This is a genomic window from Georgenia sp. Z1344, assembly GCF_049856295.1.
GTDB lineage: Bacteria > Actinomycetota > Actinomycetes > Actinomycetales > Actinomycetaceae > JB111.
In genome coordinates this window covers 229,113-247,288 of record NZ_JBNDMZ010000004.1, presented here as the reverse complement: position 1 = coordinate 247,288, position 18,176 = coordinate 229,113, and the positions used below count along the sequence as shown (strand labels likewise).

Here is an 18,176-nt window from a genome sequence, read left to right as displayed (position 1 = left end):
AGCTCCCCGGGTCGCCAGCAATCCTGGCCCATAGGTCGGAGGCCATGTGTCTTCCAGGAGTCCGTCGATGAGGCGTGGCTCCGCTAAGCCGCCTGGTTCAGTGCTGGGCCCGAGCGGTCAAGTGGCGATCTCGAGTTTCACGTGAAACCGGTGTCGCCCAAACTCTGAAGCGAATCAAGCTGCAGATGCGCTGTCGAACGTCCGGTGACCGCGTCGATGACTCGGTGGTGGCACGACAGAAGTAGTGCTCGTGCTGGCACCTGACCATGAGTGCTCACGGTGCTCGAGGCGCTGCCTCGCGACGGACGGTGGAACCAGGCACGACGCGGTTGGTCGATGTAGGCACGACAGCACGGTTTCACGTGAAACGGGATCAATCCATTGGAGCGGTGCTCGAGCACTGAGAGTAGAACTCCGAACGGGCGAGCCAGGTGGTCCCCGAGTGAACGCCGCAAGAGGCCGGCACCCTGCTTCTGGCGTGGCCGATATATCGCATCGTTGCTGGATGTTCGAGGCGGCGAAGACCTGAGCATGCGTCCCGTCCCGTCGCGTTTCACGTGAACCAAGTACGCACAGTGTCGTTGTGCAACCTCGGAGCTTGGTCGGCGGCTACGCAACGACAGATGGTTCATGCTGCACTAGCTCGAGGTACAGGCGGGGGCGACGGATGTGTCCATACGACGGTGAACAACACTCTGGTGGCGGCCGATAGGTGCCCTCGGCCGGAAGGATTCACGTGAAACAGCCGGCGAGCACAAAGCCGCGACTAGTAGCCAGCGGAACGCGACGCCTGGCTGCAGAGGTGCACTCACCATATGTGGTCGGTGCGCTCATGTTGTCGACCGATTGCGCGCATCAAGTGCCCCACCACCGAACGTCCTACATCCTCGTGCGCACAGCTACGGCGATGCGTGCCAAGACGGGTGCCCGGCGAACGGACAGATTGGTGGGTGACAACAGTGCCGTCACCACCTCTGTGCACGATGACGACTACACGGGGGTGGTGTTCCACGTGGAACACCACCCCATGGAGCTGCTCCTCCGTGAGTGGCAAGCCACGGGACAGGCTGTGGACGGACATCAGTTATCGCCAGAACCGGCATAGACTCGGACAGCCTTACACCTCAGGGTCTGGAGACAGGACGCATGGCAGATCGTACGACCGACGCCGCTCAGGACGACGTCCACGGACTTGCGGCCGTGCCGGAGGACGACCAGGACGACGCTCTCTCGCACACCACGTTCGATGCCGACGAAACGACGCCGCTCGCACAGGAGCTCGCTCAGCAGGCGGAGCGCCGACGGCGCCTGTTCGGCAAGGACATGCCAGAGCCCACACAAATGCGGACCATAACGGTAGCCAATCAGAAGGGCGGTGTGGGAAAGACCACAAGCGCCGTGAATCTGGCTGCTGCGTTGGCCGAGGGCGGCCTGCGGGTTCTCGTCGTCGACAACGACCCCCAGGGAAACGCCTCGACGGCGCTCGGCGCCGGGCACGACCCCGGGACGCAGTCGCTGTACGACGTCCTCATGGGGGAGCTGACCATCGCCGACGTCGTGGTGCCGGCACCGTTGCTGCCGGGCGTCGAGGTCGTGCCGTCGACGATCGACCTGTCGGGTGCCGAGATCGAGCTGGTCTCCGAGGACAACCGCGAGCGTCGGCTTGCCGATGCGCTCGACGCCTACGTTCAGCATCGCAAAGACGCAGGTCAGGAGAACATCGACTACATTCTTGTCGACTGTCCCCCGAGCCTCGGGCTGCTGACGATCAACGCCTTCGTCGCGGCTCGCGAAGTTCTCATCCCGATCCAGTGCGAGTACTACGCGCTCGAGGGACTGACGCAGCTCGTCCGTAGCATCGGCCTCATCACCGAGCACCTCAATCCTGACCTCGTCGTCTCGACGATCCTGTTGACGATGTACGACAAGCGCACCAACCTCTCGCGGGAGGTCGAGCACGAGGTCCGGACGCACTTCCCGGACCAGGTCCTCACGACGGCCGTCCCGCGCTCCGTGCGAATCTCCGAGGCGCCGAGTTTCGGGCAGACCATCATCACGTACGACCCGACGTCGTCGGGAGCCCTCACCTACCGTGAGGCCGCGCTCGAGATCGCCGTACGCGGCGCTGCACCGAAGGAGTAGGGCATGGCGGAGAAGCGACGCGGCCTGGGCCGCGGAATCGGCGCGCTCATCCCCACCGGACCGCCCGCAGGTACCCGTGCGGCACGACCGGCGGACATCTTCTTCGATGGACCTGGAACGGCGCAGGCTGAGACGAAACAGCAGGTCACGGGCCCGGCTGACGCGCTCGAGACGATGCCTGGTGCAGCGCCCGACGAGTCGGTATCCGCCGAGTCGCCGGTGACCGCCGCTCCGGACAAGGCGACGGCGGGTTCCATGCGCACGAGCACGACGGTCGACGCAGCAGCGACGCCGGCGGAGCTCGAGCAGTCCCGCTCCGGCAGGACCGCGATACCTGACGACGCGGGGACGTCGACCGGAGCGATCGGCACCCCGAGCTCGGACGGTGACCGCACCTATCCGGATGCTGGTGCCACCGCAGTGCGCCGGTCGGAGGACGCCTCGGTGGCGGTCGACGACGATGGCCTCCGGCCGGTACCCGGGGCGACCTACGCCGAGGTGCCCGTCTCCTCGATCGTCCCCAACGCCCGCCAGCCTCGGCAGGTCTTCGACGAGGACGACCTCGACGAGCTCGCCGCATCCATCCGTGAGCTGGGCGTGCTGCAGCCGGTGGTCGTCCGTCCGATCGCGACCCAGGACCCGCGGCGGAGCGACGACGTCCGGTACGAGCTCGTCATGGGTGAGCGGCGCCTGCGCGCATCGATGCAGGCGGGCCTGACCGACATCCCCGCGGTCATCCGCTCCACGGATGACACCGACCTGCTGCGCGACGCGCTCCTCGAGAACCTGCACCGCGCTCAGCTCAACCCGTTGGAGGAGGCCGCGGCGTACCAGCAGCTGCTCGACGACTTCGGCGGCACGCACGACGAGCTCGCCCGGCGGATCGCCCGGTCCCGGCCGCAGATCTCCAACACGCTGCGGCTCCTCAAGCTGCCCGCGCTCGTTCAGCGGAGGGTGGCAGCGGGCGTCCTGTCGGCCGGTCACGCCCGGGCTCTGCTCGGTCTCGAGGACGGTGCCGCCATGGAGCGGCTGGCGCAACGGATCGTGGCCGAGGGGCTGTCGGTGCGTGCGACGGAGGAGGCTGTCGCGATGGGCGAGGGGCCGACGAGACCCGAGCTGCGTCGGCGTCGGGCGCCTGCTGCCCACTCTGAGCAGCTCGACCGTCTCGCCGGCCGGCTGTCCGACCGGCTCGACACCCGCGTCAAGGTCTCGATGGGTCAGCGCAAGGGTCGGATCACGGTCGACTTCGCCTCGGTCGAGGATCTCGACCGGATCCTGGCGACGTTGGCTCCGGGCGAGCAGGTCGACTCGGACTAGTCCTCCGTGCTGGACCGCGGGCAGACAGATCTGCCCGCGGCCTGACGTCAGATCTCGACGTCGAAGCAGGTCAGGGGGATGGCTGGCGACATTCTGTCGCCATTACCGCCGGTAGGGCCCTGCGTCAGCCGTTCGCCCCGCGCTCCACGGCGCGGCGGGCCAGTGCCAGGTAGAGCTCTTCCGCCGTCGTCGGGCCCTTGGACGCCGCCTGGGGGAACAGCGAGGTCTCCGTCATGCCGGGGGCGACGTTGATGTCGATGACCCAGGGGCGCCCGTCGTGGTCGACGATCAGGTCGATCCGGGAGAGGTCACGCAGCCCCAGGGCGGTGTGCACGGTCGTCGCGGTCCGGGCAACCTCGGCCGCCACGTCGGCGGAGAGCCGGGCAGGGACGAAGAACTCGGCGCGGCCGGGGTTGTACCGGGCGTCGAAGTCGTAGGGGCCGTCCGATGTCGCGATCTCGACGGGCGGCAGGGCGACAGGCCCGTCCCCGAGGTCGACCACCGAGACGGCGACCTCGGTCCCGTCGACCGCACGCTCGATGAGCGCGTCAGGGCCGTAGGCGAAGCAGGCCACCATCGCGCCCGGCAGCTGAGCCCGGTCCTCGACGAGGGTGACGCCCAGGGCGGAGCCACCGGCCGCCGGTTTGACGACGAGCGGCATTCCGAGGCGGCCGACCACGGCGTCGAGCACTCGGCGCGGACCGACCTCACGGAACAGCGACTGGGGCAGTGCCACGTACGACGGCGTGGCGACCCCGGCGTGCTCGAGGACCGCCTTCGACACCGGCTTGTCTGACGCGAGGCGGGCCCCGGCGGCACTCGAGCCGACGAACGGCAGGCCGAGCACGCCCAGGAGGTCCTGGAGCGAGCCGTCCTCACCCTCGGCGCCGTGGACCACGGGCCACACGACGTCGGGGTCGAGGGCCGCGAGCCGCTCGAGCAGGGCGCCGTCGAGGTCGAGGATCTCGACGCGTGCGCCGGCGGACCGCAGGGCACCGCCCACGCGCCGTCCCGACCGGATCGAGACGTCACGCTCGTGGGTGAGCCCCCCGCTCACCACGGCGACGGTCAGCTCCTCGGGGTTTCCTGCACCTCCGGGCGCCGGTGCGGCGGCCGCGTCGTCCATCTCCTGCTCCTCGTCTCCGTGCGGTCCTTCGACCGTCGTCGCTGTGGGCTGTCGTGGGTTGCCCGGGCCGGCCCGGGCGTAGGGTCAGCTGGCGTCGGCGCCCGGGACGTCGATCGTGCGCTCACCGGGGGTGGGGATGTCGTCCGCCGTCCCGAACATCTCGACGAGGTCGCTCTCCGCGCGGACCACGTCCGCGAGGCGACGGACCCCCTCCCGGATGCGTTCCGGCGTCGGGAAGCAGTAGGACAGTCGGATGTGGTCCTGGCCGGTGCCGTCCGCGAAGAAGGCGGTGCCCGAGGTGTAGGCGACCCGGTTGGTGACCGCGCGGGGCAGCATCGCCTTGGCGTCGAGTCCGCGGGGGAGGGTGAGCCACGTGTAGAAGCCGCCGGTCGGGACCGTCCAGGACAGGTGCGGCAGGTGCTCGCCGAGCGCGCCGAGCATCGCGTCGCGCCGCTCGCGGTACATCTCGCGGAACGACTTGACCTGCCCGTACCAGTCGAACTCCTGGAGGTAGCGCGTCACGATCATCTCGTTGATGACCGACGGCGAGAGGATCGCGGACTCCGCGGCGAGCACGAGCTTCTCGCGCACGGCGAGCGGGGCGTACGCCCACCCGACCCGCAGGCCGGGGGCGAACGTCTTGGAGAAGGAGCCGAGGTAGACGACCGCGTCCTCGTCGTACGACTTGAGCGCGGGCAGCGGGTCGGAGTCGAAGCCGAGCAGCCCGTACGGGTCGTCCTCCATGATGAGGACACCGTGCCGGCGCGCGATCTCGACGATGCGGGGGCGCCGCTCGAGGGTGAGCGTGACGCCGGCCGGGTTGTGGAAGTTCGGCACCGTGTAGAGGAGCTTGACGGTGCGGCCGGCGGCCTTGAGCTCGCCCAGGATCCGCTCGAGCTCCTCGGGGATGAGCCCGTGGTCGTCCATCGGCACGTGCACGACGTCGGCCTGGTAGCTCCGGAACACGCCGAGCGCACCGACGTAGCTCGGCGCCTCGGCCACGATGACGTCGCCCGGGTCGATGAAGATTCCGGTGACGAGGTCGAGCGCCTGCTGCGACCCGGTGGTGACGACGACGTCGTCCGGGTGCGCGTGCATCGCGGAGTACCGCATGACCTCGACGATCTGCTCGCGCAGCTCCTCCTCGCCCTGCCCGCCGCCGTACTGCAGCGCACGGGTACCGGACTCGGCGACGATCCGGCCGATCATGTCGCCCAGGTTCCCCAGCGGGAGGTCGGCGATGTTCGGCATGCCCCCGGCGAGGGAGACCACCTCGGGCCGGTTCGCGACGGCGAAGAGCGACCGGACCTCGGACGCGCGCAGGTGGTGGGCGCGACCCGCGTAGCTCGAGCGCCACGGGTCGAGCCGGGTGCCGGCGGCCGCAGCAGCGGCGGCAGCCGCGCGCTGCTCCTGCTGCTCGACCTGGCCGTCCTGGCTGTCCGTGGTGCTCATCGCCTGCTCCTCGTGGCTCGGTGCGCTTCCGCGCGGAGGTGCCAGTGTGCCACCGCGTGCCCCGGCGGCCCGGGACGGCTCACGTGCGGGTGCTCGACGGGTCGGTCGGCGGGGGGCGATGGAGCAGCGGGACGGGAGCCGACGACGAAGGGCAGCCCTCAGCCGCACTCTCGACCACACAGGGGTCGGCGGCGATGAGCGGCGCCTCCCAACCGCAATCTCGACGACGACGAACCGCAATCTCGACGAGGCGGGGGTCAGGGGGTGAGGGCGTCGTCGATCGCGGACAGCAGCGCCGGCTTGGTCTGCGCGCCGACGAGGACGCCCACGCCCTCGCCGGCCCGGCGCAGGTGGTAGGTCGGGATCGTGCGCACGCCCCAGCGTTCGGCGATCTCGGGGTGCTCGGCGGTGTCGACGGAGACGACGCGGACGCCCGGTCGCGCGCCGGCGACCTCCTCGAGGACCGGGGTCATCAGCCGGCACGGGCCGCACCACTCGGCCCAGAAGTCGACGACGACGAGGCCGTCCGACGCGAGGGCACTCTCCAGGCCCTCGGCGTCGACCGGGGTGACGTGCACGCGCTCAGCCGGCGACGGGCGTGGCCGAGCCGACGGCGCGGGCGGCCGGCTCCGCGTCCTCGACGGTGGCGGACTCGACCTCGGGAGCGCCCGGGGACACGGTCCCGTGGGCGAGGTCGCCGAGGTAGCGCTCGGCGTCGAGGGCAGCCGAGCAGCCGGTACCGGCGGCGGTGATCGCCTGGCGGTAGGTGTGGTCGACCGCGTCGCCGCACGCGAAGACGCCCGGCAGGTTGGTCGCCGTCGTCGGGTGGTCGACGACGATGTAGCCGTCGGTGTCGAGCCCGACCTGGCCGGCGACGACGCCCGTGCGGGGGAGGTGCCCGATGGCGACGAACATGCCGGTGACGGGGAGGTCACGCTCCTCGCCGCTCGTCGTGTCGCGCAGCGTGAGCGACTCGAGCCGCTGGTCACCGTTGATCTCGGCGACCTCGGAGTTCCAGGCCATCTGGATCTTCGGGTGGGCGAGCACGCGGTCTGCCATCACCTTCGAGGCGCGCAGCTCGTCGCGGCGGTGGATCATCGTCACCTTGTCGGCGAACTTCGTGAGGAAGAGTGCCTCGGTGGCCGCGGAGTCGCCGCCCCCGACGACGGCGATGTGCTGCTCCTTGAAGAAGAACCCGTCGCACGTGGCGCAGTAGGAGACGCCCCGACCGGAGAACGTCTCCTCCTTCTCGAGGCCGATGTGCTTGTAGGCGCTGCCGAGCGCGAGGATGACGGACCGCGCACGGTAGGTGCCGTCGTCGGTCGTGAGGACCTTGACGTCGCCCGTCAGGTCGGTCTCGACGACGTCCTCGTACAGGACCTCGGCGCCGAACCGCTCGGCCTGCTCCTGCATCTTCGTCATGAGGTCGGGCCCCATCACGCCCTCGGGGAAGCCGGGGAAGTTCTCCACCTCGGTGGTCGTCATGAGCGCGCCACCGGCGTCGATCTGGCCGGCGATGACGAGGGGGGCGAGGTCCGCGCGGGCGGCGTAGATCGCGGCCGTCCAGCCGGCGGGGCCGGAGCCCACCACCACGACGTCGTGGATCTTGTCGGCGGCGCTGGTCTCGGTCATGACTCTCCTCGGATGTGTCGTGTGCTCCTGCGCGGGGCAACAGCGGAGCCGCTCGCGATGTTCCCGCGCGCGGCCGCCGGTGGTGCTCGCCCCGCTACTGGACGGTGATCTCGGCGATCTCCGCCCGGTTGGCCCCGTCGGTCCCGGCGGTCGGGAGCTCGGTGATCCAGACGATGAGGTGGGCGGTCTGCGCGGGCGTGTCCCACGTGAACGTCGTCTCCCCGGCCTCGAGCGGTCCCTCGGCCAGCAGCGCGCCCTCCCCGGGGGTGGCGGGGTCGGAGACGCGGATCTCGACGTGACCGCCCTCGCCGTCGGCGAAGGTGTCGATCGTCAGGCCGCTGACCGCGCTGATGTCCTCGAGCCAGACGAGCAGCCCGGTGCCGGACTTCACCCCGTAGGTGGGGGACTGGTAGGACAGCGACCGCCAGTAGGTGTCGATGTCACCGTCCGCCGCCAGGGGTGCCGTGTCCGCGTTGTCCGTGCCGCCGCCCTCCGGGTCGACGAGCTCGGTGCGCGAGAGGACCGGGGCCGGCAGGTCGGAGTCGGCCCCGGCGGTCGGCGCCTCCGACGGGCTCTCCTCGACCGGGTCGGGTGTGACGACGGGCGGGGTCTCGCTCGGGAGCTCGACCGCGGAGGTGGGCGTCATCAGGGTCCGGGTCGCCCACCAGGCGCCGAGCACGACGACGACGAGGAAGAGCACGACGACCCACGGCATCGGGTCGATGGTCCCGCGGCCGACCTCGCGACCAGCCACCCGGTCGTCCATGAGCGAACCGTCGTCGCGCGCGTCGGCACCGTCGTCGGGCCGGTACGCGGCCGCCCCGCCCCGCGCGGATCGTCCGGAGCGGCCCGCGGCGGAGACGGGGACCTCGCGGGTCCGCTCGTCGACGGCAGGGAGCTCGTCGGAGCCGGACGTGCCGTAGGGGACGTCCAGCGGCTGCTCGCCCGCCTCGTCGTCCTCGAGGCGGCCGGGGTTCGAGAGCCGCTCCTGGATCGAGCTGCGCGCGCGGCCCACCGAGCGGCCGAACGAGGCGGAGGCACCGCCGATCCCGGCCGCAGCCGCTGCCGCGGCGGCGGAGGCCTTGGCCCCGATGGACGGTCCGGCGCCGGCAGCGCCCGGGCCGGCTGCGGTTCCCGCAGCCGCGGGGTGGCCGGACCCGCGGCCGGTGCCGGGCGCGTGCTCGTCCCCGTGGGTGGCGCCCGCACGCTGGACGGTGCCGGTCGTCGCGCCCGGGTGCTCCCCGGGTGGGGGAGGGGGCGCACCGGCCGCGCCGTGCGCGGACGCGGGACCCGCACCCGCTCCGGCAGCGCCGGCGCCTGCGCCGGCTGCACCAGCCGCCCCCGCACGTCGGTCGCGGCCGGCACGGCGCCCGTCGCCCTGCTCGGGGGCGCTCCCCGGTGCGTCGGGATCGGGCAGTGGCAGGTGGGCCGTGGCGACCCGTGCATGCCGGACCGGCGGACGTGCGCCGCCGACGACCCGCCGGGTGAGCGCGTCGAACCGTGCCGCGGTGGTGGTGGGGACGATGCCCTCGAGCGGGTCGGGCGCGCCGTCCTGCCCGGGTCGGCCGTGCGGCGCGGAGCCGTCGGGGGCCCCGGTCGCACCTGCGGCGGTGCCCGACGTGCCACCGGGCGGCGTGCCGTACGGGGTGGGGCCGCGGCGTCCACGCGACGTCCCGTCCGTGGGCCGGGACGTCGGGTCCTGCGAACGGTTCGACGGGTCCTGCGGACCGGCCGGTGCGCTGTGCGGGTCGCGCGGCGCACCGGCCCCCGAGGCAGATCCCTCGGTCGGACCGCCCGAGCGCCCGCCCTGGGCGCGGTCGTGGGAGTCGGTGGTGCCGGACCGGTTCTGAGCAGCGGCCGCACCGGCGGCGAGCGTTCCGGCCGCCGCCGCACCGAGACCGGCGGCACCGGCGGAGGCAGCAGAGCCCGCGGTGGAACCGGAGCCCGCAGCGGCGCCCGCAGGCGCGGAACCCGCGGACCCGTCGCTCGGCGGGATCGACGGCGGTCCCGGGCGGCGGCGCAGGCGGCCGCCGAGCGTCGAGGACGGGCGCTGCTCCGCGGGGGCGGAGGCAGGGGCCTCGGGCCGGTCGTCGTCGACGGCGGAGATCTCCTCGGTGGAGGCGTCCGCGGGCGGAGGCGGAGGGGGCGCGGGTGTCGCCCCAGGGCCGGAGGCCGAGCCGGACGTTCCGCCCGCGGCACCGGTCGCGGCAGCACCCGCAGCGCCGGCAGCACCCATACCTGCAGCGCCCGCACCAGCGCCCGCGGCGGACGCGCGCGAGCTGCGCTCCGGCGTCGTCCCCCCGGCGGGCGGAGGCGGCGGGGGAGCAGCGCCCGCGCCGGCGGACGAAGTCGCGGACGAGCGGCGCACGGACCGCGGTGGCGGGTCGATGTCGCCCCACGGGGCGAGGGTGTGGAAGAGGTCGCCGGCGCTCGACGGACCAGCGCCCTCGTCGAAGGTGCGCACGCACAGGTCGTCGAGGTCGGGCGGGACCCGGTCGACGAGCGTGGCCGGCGGGGGCGGGGCCGAGCCGTCGTCGGTGCCGACGGGACGTCCGGTGAGCGCGAGGTAGAGGAGCCCGACGAGGTCCCCGGCATCCTTCCGGGAGGCGCGGGCCGGGGTGAGGACGAGGTTCTCGCCGAGCGCGTTCGCGACACCGGTTCCGGTGACCATGACCTCGCCGTCGTCGGTCACGCGGACCGACCGCGCGTCGAGGGCGAGGTGCCGGACGCCGTGGCGACGCGCGGAGTCGAGGGCGGCGGCGGCCTCGCCCACGATGGCGCGCGCCTGCTCGGGCGGCACCGGTCCGTGGCTCGCGTAGTCCGCGAGCGTGGTGCCCCGGGCGGGCTCGCCGACGACGAACGCCCGCCCCTCGCTCGTGGCCACCTCGTAGATCCGTCGCAGGCGCTCGTCCTCGACCAGCGAGGCGCGGCGCGCGGCGTCGAGCACCTCCTCGGTGGCCGGCTGCGCCGGGTCGAGGAGCAGGACCTCGACGGGCCGGTCGAGCACGGTGTCCTGCGCCGCGTACCGGGTGGCGCCGGGCGAGGCGGGCTCGAGGGCGTGACCGAGCGCGTACCGCCCCGCGAGCAGCGGGCCGGGTGCGGTGCCCTGGTTCGTGTCCAGGTCTCCCCCTCGATCGTGGCGGGCGGTGCGCCGGTGCGTGGTCCTGCGCGAGTCTAGTTGCCGGAGGTCCAGCCTTCCGGTCGCCTCACCGGCTCGGTGGGTCGGAGCGCCTCGACGGCGGCTCGTCAGGCCCCCGCTCCGGCTCGGGATCGGCGGGTGGTGGGGGTGGCGGCGTCGGGCTCCCGGGTCCTCCCGCGTGGCCGCCCGACCCGGCTCCGCCGTGCCCACGCCCGCTGCCGTCGCCGTCGGTGGGACGCGCGCGGCGTGCGCGGCGCGGGTCGTGGGGCGTTCGTCCCTGCGAGTGCTCACCCGCGGGACGGACCGGGCGGACGACGGTCTCGTCCGGCGCGCCGTCGAGCGCGTCGAGGTGCGTGAGCGGGTCCAGCTCGGCCTCGGTCGGCGAGGGAGGTACGTGGCGCCCCGGCCGCTCACGCCGGTCCGCGCGCTCGCGTCGGGGCATCGTCGGGGACGCGCCGGTGGCGGCGCTCGTCGCCGCGGGCGCGGACGGAGTAGGTCGGGAGGACATCTCGTCCGGGCGGGTGCGCGGCCGGTCGGTCGGCGACGAGGTGCCCGACGACGACGATCCGCCCACCGGTGCGCCGGCGCCCGGTACGGCATCTCGAGGTGCGGCGGACCCGTACCCCGTTCCCGGTGCGACCGCGCCGGGTGTGCCGGTCCCTGGTCCGCCGACGTCGGGCGCGCCGGCTCCCGGGGTCTCGGGGCCCTGATCGGCAGCCTCGGGGCGACGACGCCGCCCCGGGTTCCAGACCGGCTCCCACGCGGACTCGATGTGCGGGGCCCAGGGCAGGTCGCGGGAGGCGTCGACCGCGTCGTCGGCCTGGCGGGAGGCGTCGGCGGCGGACCGTGCCCACAGCGGCCGCTCGTCGTCGGAGCGGGGGTCCGGGCCCCACGTCGACCCTGAGCCGGTCCCGGCACCGCGCATCCGGTGGTCGAGGACGTCGGCCTCGGCCGCGCCCGCGCCAGGACCGCCGGCACCAGGCGCTCCCGGGCCGGACACACCCGCGCCGGGCTCACCAGCACCGGTCCCGCCCGCAGGTCCGCCCGCACGGCCGCCCCGCAGCCCGGGGTTGAGCACCGCCGCGACCCACATGACGCCCGTGCGCAGGGGCCCGGGCAGGCGGCGGGCGATCCCCGCCACCATGTTCCCCAGCGGCCGCGCGACGACCTCGAGCTCGTCGACGTGCAGGGTGCGCAGCGCCACGAAGTAGCCGAGCACCATGAGGACGCCGACGAGCACGACCCGCAGGAACGCGCCGGGCAGGTCGAGGTCGGCCTCGTCGGTGCCGAGGAGGGTGAGCAGGCCCCAGCCGAGCAGCACCGGCCCGGCCGCGGCGATCGTGATCCGCACGTGGGCGCGGACCACGCGGCCTCCGTCGGTGTGGCCGAGCCGGGGCCGCAGGCCGAGGAACGACAGCGCGGCGCCGAACACGTTGGAGACGGCCATCGCCACGCAGGCGCCGACGAGCACCCAGCGCGGGGGCAGCAGCAGGGAGGCGAACGCGCCCACGACCACGACGGCGGTGAGCGGCAGCTGGAGGAAGAACAGCCGGCGCGCGTCCTCGAACGCGTAGTACACGCGCTGGATCACGGTGAACGCGCCCACGCCCACGAGGCCGAGCAGCATGGCCACGAGCACCATCGCGATCGACTCGACCTCGGCGAAAGCGGCCGCGGGCGTGATGACCCGGACGAGCGGCAGCGCGAGCACCATGAGGCCGCCCGAGCAGAACACGGTGAACAGGCCGACCACCCGCAGGCCGAGCGAGAGGTCGGCGCGCACGGCGCCCAGGTCCTGGTGCGCCGCAGACGTCGACATCCGGGTGAACAGCGCGGTGATGAGGGAGACGACGACCAGCGAGGTGGGAAGCGAGTAGAGGAAGTAGGAGTTCGTGTAGGCGGCGTTGCCGGCCACGTCGATCGCGTAGTCGCCCGCCGCCGACGCCGCGGCCGCCACGTTGGAGATCGCGAGCGTGGCGAGCTGCCCGACGAGGAGGGCGGCGAACACCCACATGGCCGTCGAGGTGGCGGAGCCGAGCCCGCGGCCGCGGAACCCGAACCGCGGCCGCAGCCTGACGCCCGCGCTCCGCAGCGGCCACAGGAGCACGAGTGCCTGGGCGGCCACGCCGGCGGTCGCCACGCCCGCGAGCAGGATCGTCCGGTCCTGCGTCCATGCCTGGGCACCCTCGGCGGTGAGGTCGGCGACCGACCCGTGCAGGCCGAGGAACACCACGAGCCCGATGATCGCGACGACGTTGTTGAGGACCGGCGCCCACGTGTACGGGCCGAAGATCCCGCGCGCGTTGAGCACCTGCCCCAGCAGCGTGTACATCCCGTAGAAGAACAGCTGGGGGATGCACCAGTACGCGAACGTCACCGAGAGCGAGTACCAGGGGTCCTCCATCCCGAACGCGAACAGCCGCACGAGCAGCGGCGCCGCGAGCGTGAGCACCACGGTGAGTCCGGCGAGCCCCAGCGTGATCGCGGTGAGCAGCCGGGAGACGTAGTCGTCGCCGCCGTCCTCGTCCTTGGTCATCGCCCGGACGATCTGGGGCACGAGGACCGCGTTGAGCACGCCACCGGCCACGAGGAGGTAGATGAGGTTCGGCAGGCGGTTGGCCACGTCGAACGCGTTGGACGCACCCGTGTTCGCCCCGAGGACCGCGACGAGCAGCACCGGGCCCTTGACGAGCCCGAGCACGCGGGAGACGAGCGTGCCGGCGAACATCGTCACCGACGACCCCGCGAGTCCTCGCCTCCCGTTCATCGCCCGGTCCTCCCGCTCCCGTGGTCCTCGTCGTCGGGCACGTCCGCGTTCTCGCCCGTGCTCCCGTCCGCGTCGGTCCCGACGCGGGGGACATCGTCCGTGACGGCCGGCTGTTCCCCGGTGACGTGCACCGTCGGCGCGCCGGGGTCCCCGGCGATGACGGGGGTGGCGTCCCCGGTCGGGACACGGACACCTCGGCGGATGCGCCGCACGAGCCCGACGACGACGAGCAGCGCGAGCACGAGCCCCGCGATCCGCACGCCGGTGCCCTCCCAGCCCGCGCGGACCCGCACGACGATCGTCGCGGCGTCGCCGATCTGGTCCCCGTCGGGGGTGACGAGCCTGACCTGGACCGGCAGGTCGCCGGACCCGATCGCGGAGACCGGCACGAGGGCGGTCTCCTGACCGCCGGCGGGGACGACGATCTCGACGCCCTCGGGCGCCTCGAGCCGCGGGTCGTCGGGGTCGACGACGACGGTCACCCGCGCGTCGGTCTCGCCGTCGTTGACCACCCGCACCGGCAGGTCGGCGGTCGACGCGATGAGGTTGATGGGGGAGGTGGGGGTCGCGCGGACGGCGTGGGTGGCCGTGGTCAGCGTGTGGAACCAGCCGCCGACCAGCGTCTCCCGGCTCGTCGGGTCGTCGCGCCACCCGGCCGAGACGGCGGTGCGCACGGCGAGCGCGGCGCTCGCGGTCACGGGGTGGGGCGGGTCCGTCATCGTGGCGACCGCGGCGGCCAGACGCTCGGTCGCCTCCGCGCGCTCGAGCTCGGCGCTTCCCAGCTCGCCCGCCCCGACCACCCGGTCGGGGAGCGAGAGCGGGTCGGTCGACGCGGCGGGGGCCAGCCGGAGCTCGGCGAGGGAGGTGAGCTCGACCCACGGCGCGTCCGCGAGCGCGTGCGCGACGTCCCCGACCACCGCCGCCTCGGGAGCGGTGGTGCGGTCGTAGGCCAGGAGGAGCGGGCGCGGGTCGCTGGGCCGCTCGCGGAACACGACGGCGAGGTCGGCGAGGAGGAGCTGGCGGGCCTGGACGTCGGACAGGGAGGTCTCGTCGCCGGTGGACCAGGGCAGCACGGTGCCCTCGAGCAGAGCGCTCGCCCGCTCCTCGGTGACGAGCGCCGGCGCGGGGAGGGCGCGGGCGCCGCCGAGCTCGACGTCCGCCCGGCCGGACACGGTGTACGTGAGGTCCGACGCGGGCGTGAGGACGGGGCCGGGCAGCACGGTGACGCCCGCCGAGGCGTCGTGGGCGAGCTCGACGGTCTCCGTGTCGACCTCCTCGGTCGCGGGCCACGCGAGGGAGGGCACCACGTGGCCGGTGAGGACCCCGATGCGGTCGACCCCGTCGCTCGTCAGTCGCTGGGCGAGGTCGGGCCGGTCGAGGTGCGCGAGCGCGGCGAGGTCCGCGTCGCCGGCGGGCAGCGCGAGCAGACGGTCGTCCTCGGCGAGCTCCGGCAGCGCGGTGCCGGCGGCGGTGCCCGTGCCGTCGAGGAGCACGGGGTCCAGCGCCAGGGTGGCCCCGGTGCCCGCGATCGCGTCCGCGAGGGCGAGCACGCCCCGTCCGGCGGGGGGTGCGTCGGTGTCGGTCGTGGTCCCGGTGCCGGCGGCGTCGCTCGGCGACTCCGCGGGTGGCACCTCGTTCGACGACGGCGCCTCGCCCGAGGGCGACTCCGCCGACGCCGACTCGTCGTCGTCCGGCGGGGGCGTCGCCGGAGCAGTGTCGCTCGCCGCGGGATCGGGACCGAGCCCGGGCACGAGGGAGTCGTCGCCGACGGTTCCCGACGTCGCCGGGACGAGGAGCCCCACGGGCAGCGGCTCGAGCGACCCGGCCGGAGCACCCCAGACGACGGCGGTGCGCAGGACCTCGACGACCTCGCCGGCGTCCGTGAGGACCACCTCGAGCCCGCGGGGACCCCACTCGTGGACGCCCTCGACCAGGCCGAGGTCGTCGGCGGGGACCTCGAGCTCGACCGTGCGGCTCTCGCCGGCGGCCAGCGGCTCGTCGAGCTCGGCGGTCTCGACAGCCGGGTGGCCCGACGGGTCCTCGCCCGACTGCCAGGCCGCGAGCACGGACCGGGAGATGGGGATCGACCGGTCGAGGGCGAGCGTGAGCACGCCGTCGTCGACGTCGGAGGTGGGGGTGAGCGTGACGGTGACGGTGAGGTCCTCGCCGGGGTCGAGCGCGGCGGGCGAGACGTCGTCGAGACCGAGCGGCGGGGCGGGGTCCGCCGGGTCGCCGGGAGCGGTCCGGGCGGTCCTGGCGTTCCGTGGATCGTCCGCCGCGGCGCCCGCGTGCCGTCCGGAGTCGGCGGACCCTGAGGCACCGGCGGACCCGGGGGCACCTGCCGACCGGGCGGCGTCCGCCGCGACGGGTGCCGTGAGCGCGAGGGAGCACAGGAGGGTCGCCGCGAGCGCCGCGACGAGGGCTGCCCCCGCGGCCCGGCCCCGCGGGGCGTCCAGGGTCATGCCCGGCCGGCCAGCACGTCCCGCGCCGTGGCGACCACGCGCCGCTCGTTGGGGTAGGCCAGGCGGGCCGAGACCTTGTCCAGCCGCACCCACGCCACCTGCTCCGCCTCCTGGTCCGGGTCGTTCTCGATGGTCAGCGTGCCGCCGGTGGCCTCGAGGAGGTAGTGGTGCACCACCTTGTGGACGCGGCGGTCGGTGCCGGCGAACCAGTAGTCGATCGTCCCCAGGTGCCGCAGGACCCGGCCGTCGATGCCGGTCTCCTCGGCGATCTCCCGGACCGCGGCCTGCTCGGCGGTCTCGACGCCCTCGAGGTGCCCCTTGGGCAGGCACCACTCGAGGCGGCCGCCCCGGTTGCGACGGGCGATGACGGCGACGTACGCGACGCCGTCGGCGACCTTGACGATGATCCCCCCGGCCGAGGTCTCGTCGACCACGGGCAGGCGGGAGGAGCGGGAGCCCGGGGTCCGCACCCGCAACGGGCGGGGGGCCCGAGGCTGGGGTATCGGTGCGGCAGGCATGCGGTCCACTGTAAGAGACTCCCGCGCCGGTCAGAAGGAGGGCGGGCCGGGCGACAGGGGCGGGAACGGTCAGGAGGCGGTGCCCCGGTCGGCGGGAGGGCTGCTCGGGTGACCAGGACCGCTGCGGCCCGAGGTGGCGGCCGTGGCACCCTTGGTCGGTGCCGGACGACCTCCCTGACGACCTCGCCCTCCAGGTGCGCGCCATGAAGGTGCTCGCCGACCTGCCGCGACCCGTGCTCGACCTCGCCGCGCGGTTCGTCGAGGCGGGCGAGGAGATCGCGCTCGTCGGCGGCCCGGTCCGGGACGCGTTCCTCGAGGTGCCGCCGAAGGACATCGACCTCACCACGTCCGCGAGCCCCGAGGTCACCGAGTCCCTCCTGCGCGCCTGGGGCGCCCGCACGTGGGACATGGGGCGCGAGTTCGGCACGATCGGCGGCGCGCGGGACGGCCTCGAGGTCGAGGTCACCACCTACCGCACGGACGAGTACGAGGTGGGGTCGCGCAAGCCCGTCGTCGCGTTCGGGGACACCCTCGAGGGGGACCTGTCCCGCCGCGACTTCACCGTCAACGCCATGGCGGTGCGGCTGCCCGACCTCGCGCTCGTCGACCCGCACGACGGCCTGGGCGACCTCGCCCGCGGGCTCCTGCGCACGCCCGTCACGGCCGAGCAGTCCTTCGACGACGACCCGCTGCGGATCATGCGTGCCGCCCGGTTCGTCTCGCAGCTGGGCTTCGAGGTGGCCGACGACGTGCGCGCCGCGATGACGGCGATGGCGGCCCGCCTCGAGATCGTCTCCGCGGAGCGGGTGCGCGCCGAGCTCGAGCGCCTCCTGGTCGGCGGCCACCCGCGGGCCGGGCTCCGCCTGCTCGTCGACACCGGTGTGGCCGAGGTCGTCCTGCCCGAGCTCGCCCTCCTGCGCGAGACGGTCGACGAGCACGGCCGCCACAAGGACGTCTACGAGCACACCCTCACCGTCCTCGACCAGGCGATCGCGCTCGAGACCGGTCCGGACGGCCCCGTCCCGGGTCCGGACCTCGTCCTGCGCCTCGCGGCGGTCATGCACGACGTCGGAAAACCCGCCACCCGCCGCTTCGAGCCCGGCGGGGGCGTCAGCTTCCACCACCACGAGCTCGTCGGCGCCAAGCTGACGTCGAAGCGGATGCGCGCGCTGACCTTCGACAAGCAGACGACGAAGGACGTCTCCCGTCTCGTCGAGCTCCACCTGCGGTTCCACGGCTACGGCGACGGGGCGTGGACGGACTCGGCCGTGCGCCGGTACGTCACCGACGCCGGCCCGCTCCTCCAGCGCCTCCACCGCCTCACCCGCGCCGACTCCACGACGCGCAACCGCCGCAAGGCCGCCCGCCTCTCGGCGGCCTACGACGACCTCGAGCGGCGGATCGAGGTGCTCGCCGAGGAGGAGGAGCTCGCCGCGATCCGGCCCGACCTCGACGGCTCGCGGATCATGGAGATCCTCGGAATCACGCCAGGCCCGCTCGTGGGCCGCGCCTACCAGCACCTCCTCGCGCTGCGGATGGATCAGGGGCCGATGGCGACCGAGGACGCCGAGGCCGCGCTCCTGGCCTGGTGGCGCGAGCAGCCCGAGTCCGGGGACTGAGC

Annotated in this window: 11 protein-coding genes; 3 read left to right on the top strand and 8 right to left on the bottom strand. The window is 73.8% G+C overall.

Going from position 1 to position 18,176, the window contains the following annotated elements:
• Positions 1-1,047 precede the first annotated feature (1,047 nt).
• Complete coding sequence (locus ACPYO6_RS06115; RefSeq protein ID WP_425714011.1) at positions 1,048-2,142, top strand: ParA family protein; 1,095 nt, start codon at positions 1,048-1,050, stop codon at positions 2,140-2,142.
• A gap of 3 nt (positions 2,143-2,145) precedes the next feature.
• A complete protein-coding gene (locus ACPYO6_RS06110; RefSeq protein WP_425714010.1) occupies positions 2,146-3,459 on the top strand; it encodes a ParB/RepB/Spo0J family partition protein in 1,314 nt (437 codons plus the stop codon).
• Between the two features lie 124 nt (positions 3,460-3,583).
• Here ACPYO6_RS06110 and ACPYO6_RS06105 read toward each other — a convergent pair whose 3' ends face one another.
• The 8 genes from ACPYO6_RS06105 to ACPYO6_RS06070 form a co-directional block, all read right to left on the bottom strand.
• Entirely contained in the window at positions 3,584-4,585 is a 1,002-nt protein-coding gene (locus tag ACPYO6_RS06105) for a D-alanine--D-alanine ligase family protein (RefSeq protein WP_425714009.1), read from the bottom strand.
• Positions 4,586-4,669: 84 nt separating this feature from the next.
• Positions 4,670-6,037 carry a PLP-dependent aminotransferase family protein gene (locus ACPYO6_RS06100; RefSeq protein ID WP_425714008.1) on the bottom strand — a complete coding sequence of 456 codons (1,368 nt, stop codon included), beginning with the start codon at positions 6,035-6,037 and terminating at the stop codon, positions 4,670-4,672.
• A 257-nt stretch (positions 6,038-6,294) separates the two neighbouring features.
• Entirely contained in the window at positions 6,295-6,615 is a 321-nt protein-coding gene (locus ACPYO6_RS06095; RefSeq protein WP_425714007.1) for a thioredoxin family protein, read from the bottom strand.
• A gap of 4 nt (positions 6,616-6,619) precedes the next feature.
• Positions 6,620-7,669, bottom strand: coding sequence for a thioredoxin-disulfide reductase (gene trxB / locus ACPYO6_RS06090; RefSeq protein WP_425714006.1), 1,050 nt, complete (start codon positions 7,667-7,669; stop codon positions 6,620-6,622).
• Between the two features lie 94 nt (positions 7,670-7,763).
• A complete protein-coding gene (locus ACPYO6_RS06085) occupies positions 7,764-10,676 on the bottom strand; it encodes a hypothetical protein (protein WP_425714005.1) in 2,913 nt (970 codons plus the stop codon).
• A gap of 199 nt (positions 10,677-10,875) precedes the next feature.
• Complete coding sequence (murJ, locus tag ACPYO6_RS06080; protein WP_425714004.1) at positions 10,876-13,575, bottom strand: murein biosynthesis integral membrane protein MurJ; 2,700 nt, start codon at positions 13,573-13,575, stop codon at positions 10,876-10,878.
• The gene (locus ACPYO6_RS06075) at positions 13,572-16,037 is read right to left on the bottom strand and encodes a DUF6049 family protein (RefSeq protein WP_425714003.1); all 2,466 of its coding nucleotides are present in this window, start codon (positions 16,035-16,037) and stop codon (positions 13,572-13,574) included. Before ACPYO6_RS06075 ends, murJ begins: the two co-directional genes overlap by 4 nt.
• Positions 16,034-16,555: an NUDIX hydrolase gene (locus ACPYO6_RS06070; RefSeq protein ID WP_425714002.1), complete on the bottom strand. Its 522-nt coding sequence runs from the start codon at positions 16,553-16,555 to the stop codon at positions 16,034-16,036. Before ACPYO6_RS06070 ends, ACPYO6_RS06075 begins: the two co-directional genes overlap by 4 nt.
• Positions 16,556-16,758: 203 nt before the next feature.
• Between ACPYO6_RS06070 and ACPYO6_RS06065 the strand changes: the two genes are divergently transcribed.
• Positions 16,759-18,174: a CCA tRNA nucleotidyltransferase gene (locus tag ACPYO6_RS06065; protein ID WP_425714047.1), complete on the top strand. Its 1,416-nt coding sequence runs from the start codon at positions 16,759-16,761 to the stop codon at positions 18,172-18,174.
• Positions 18,175-18,176: the final 2 nt, after the last annotated feature.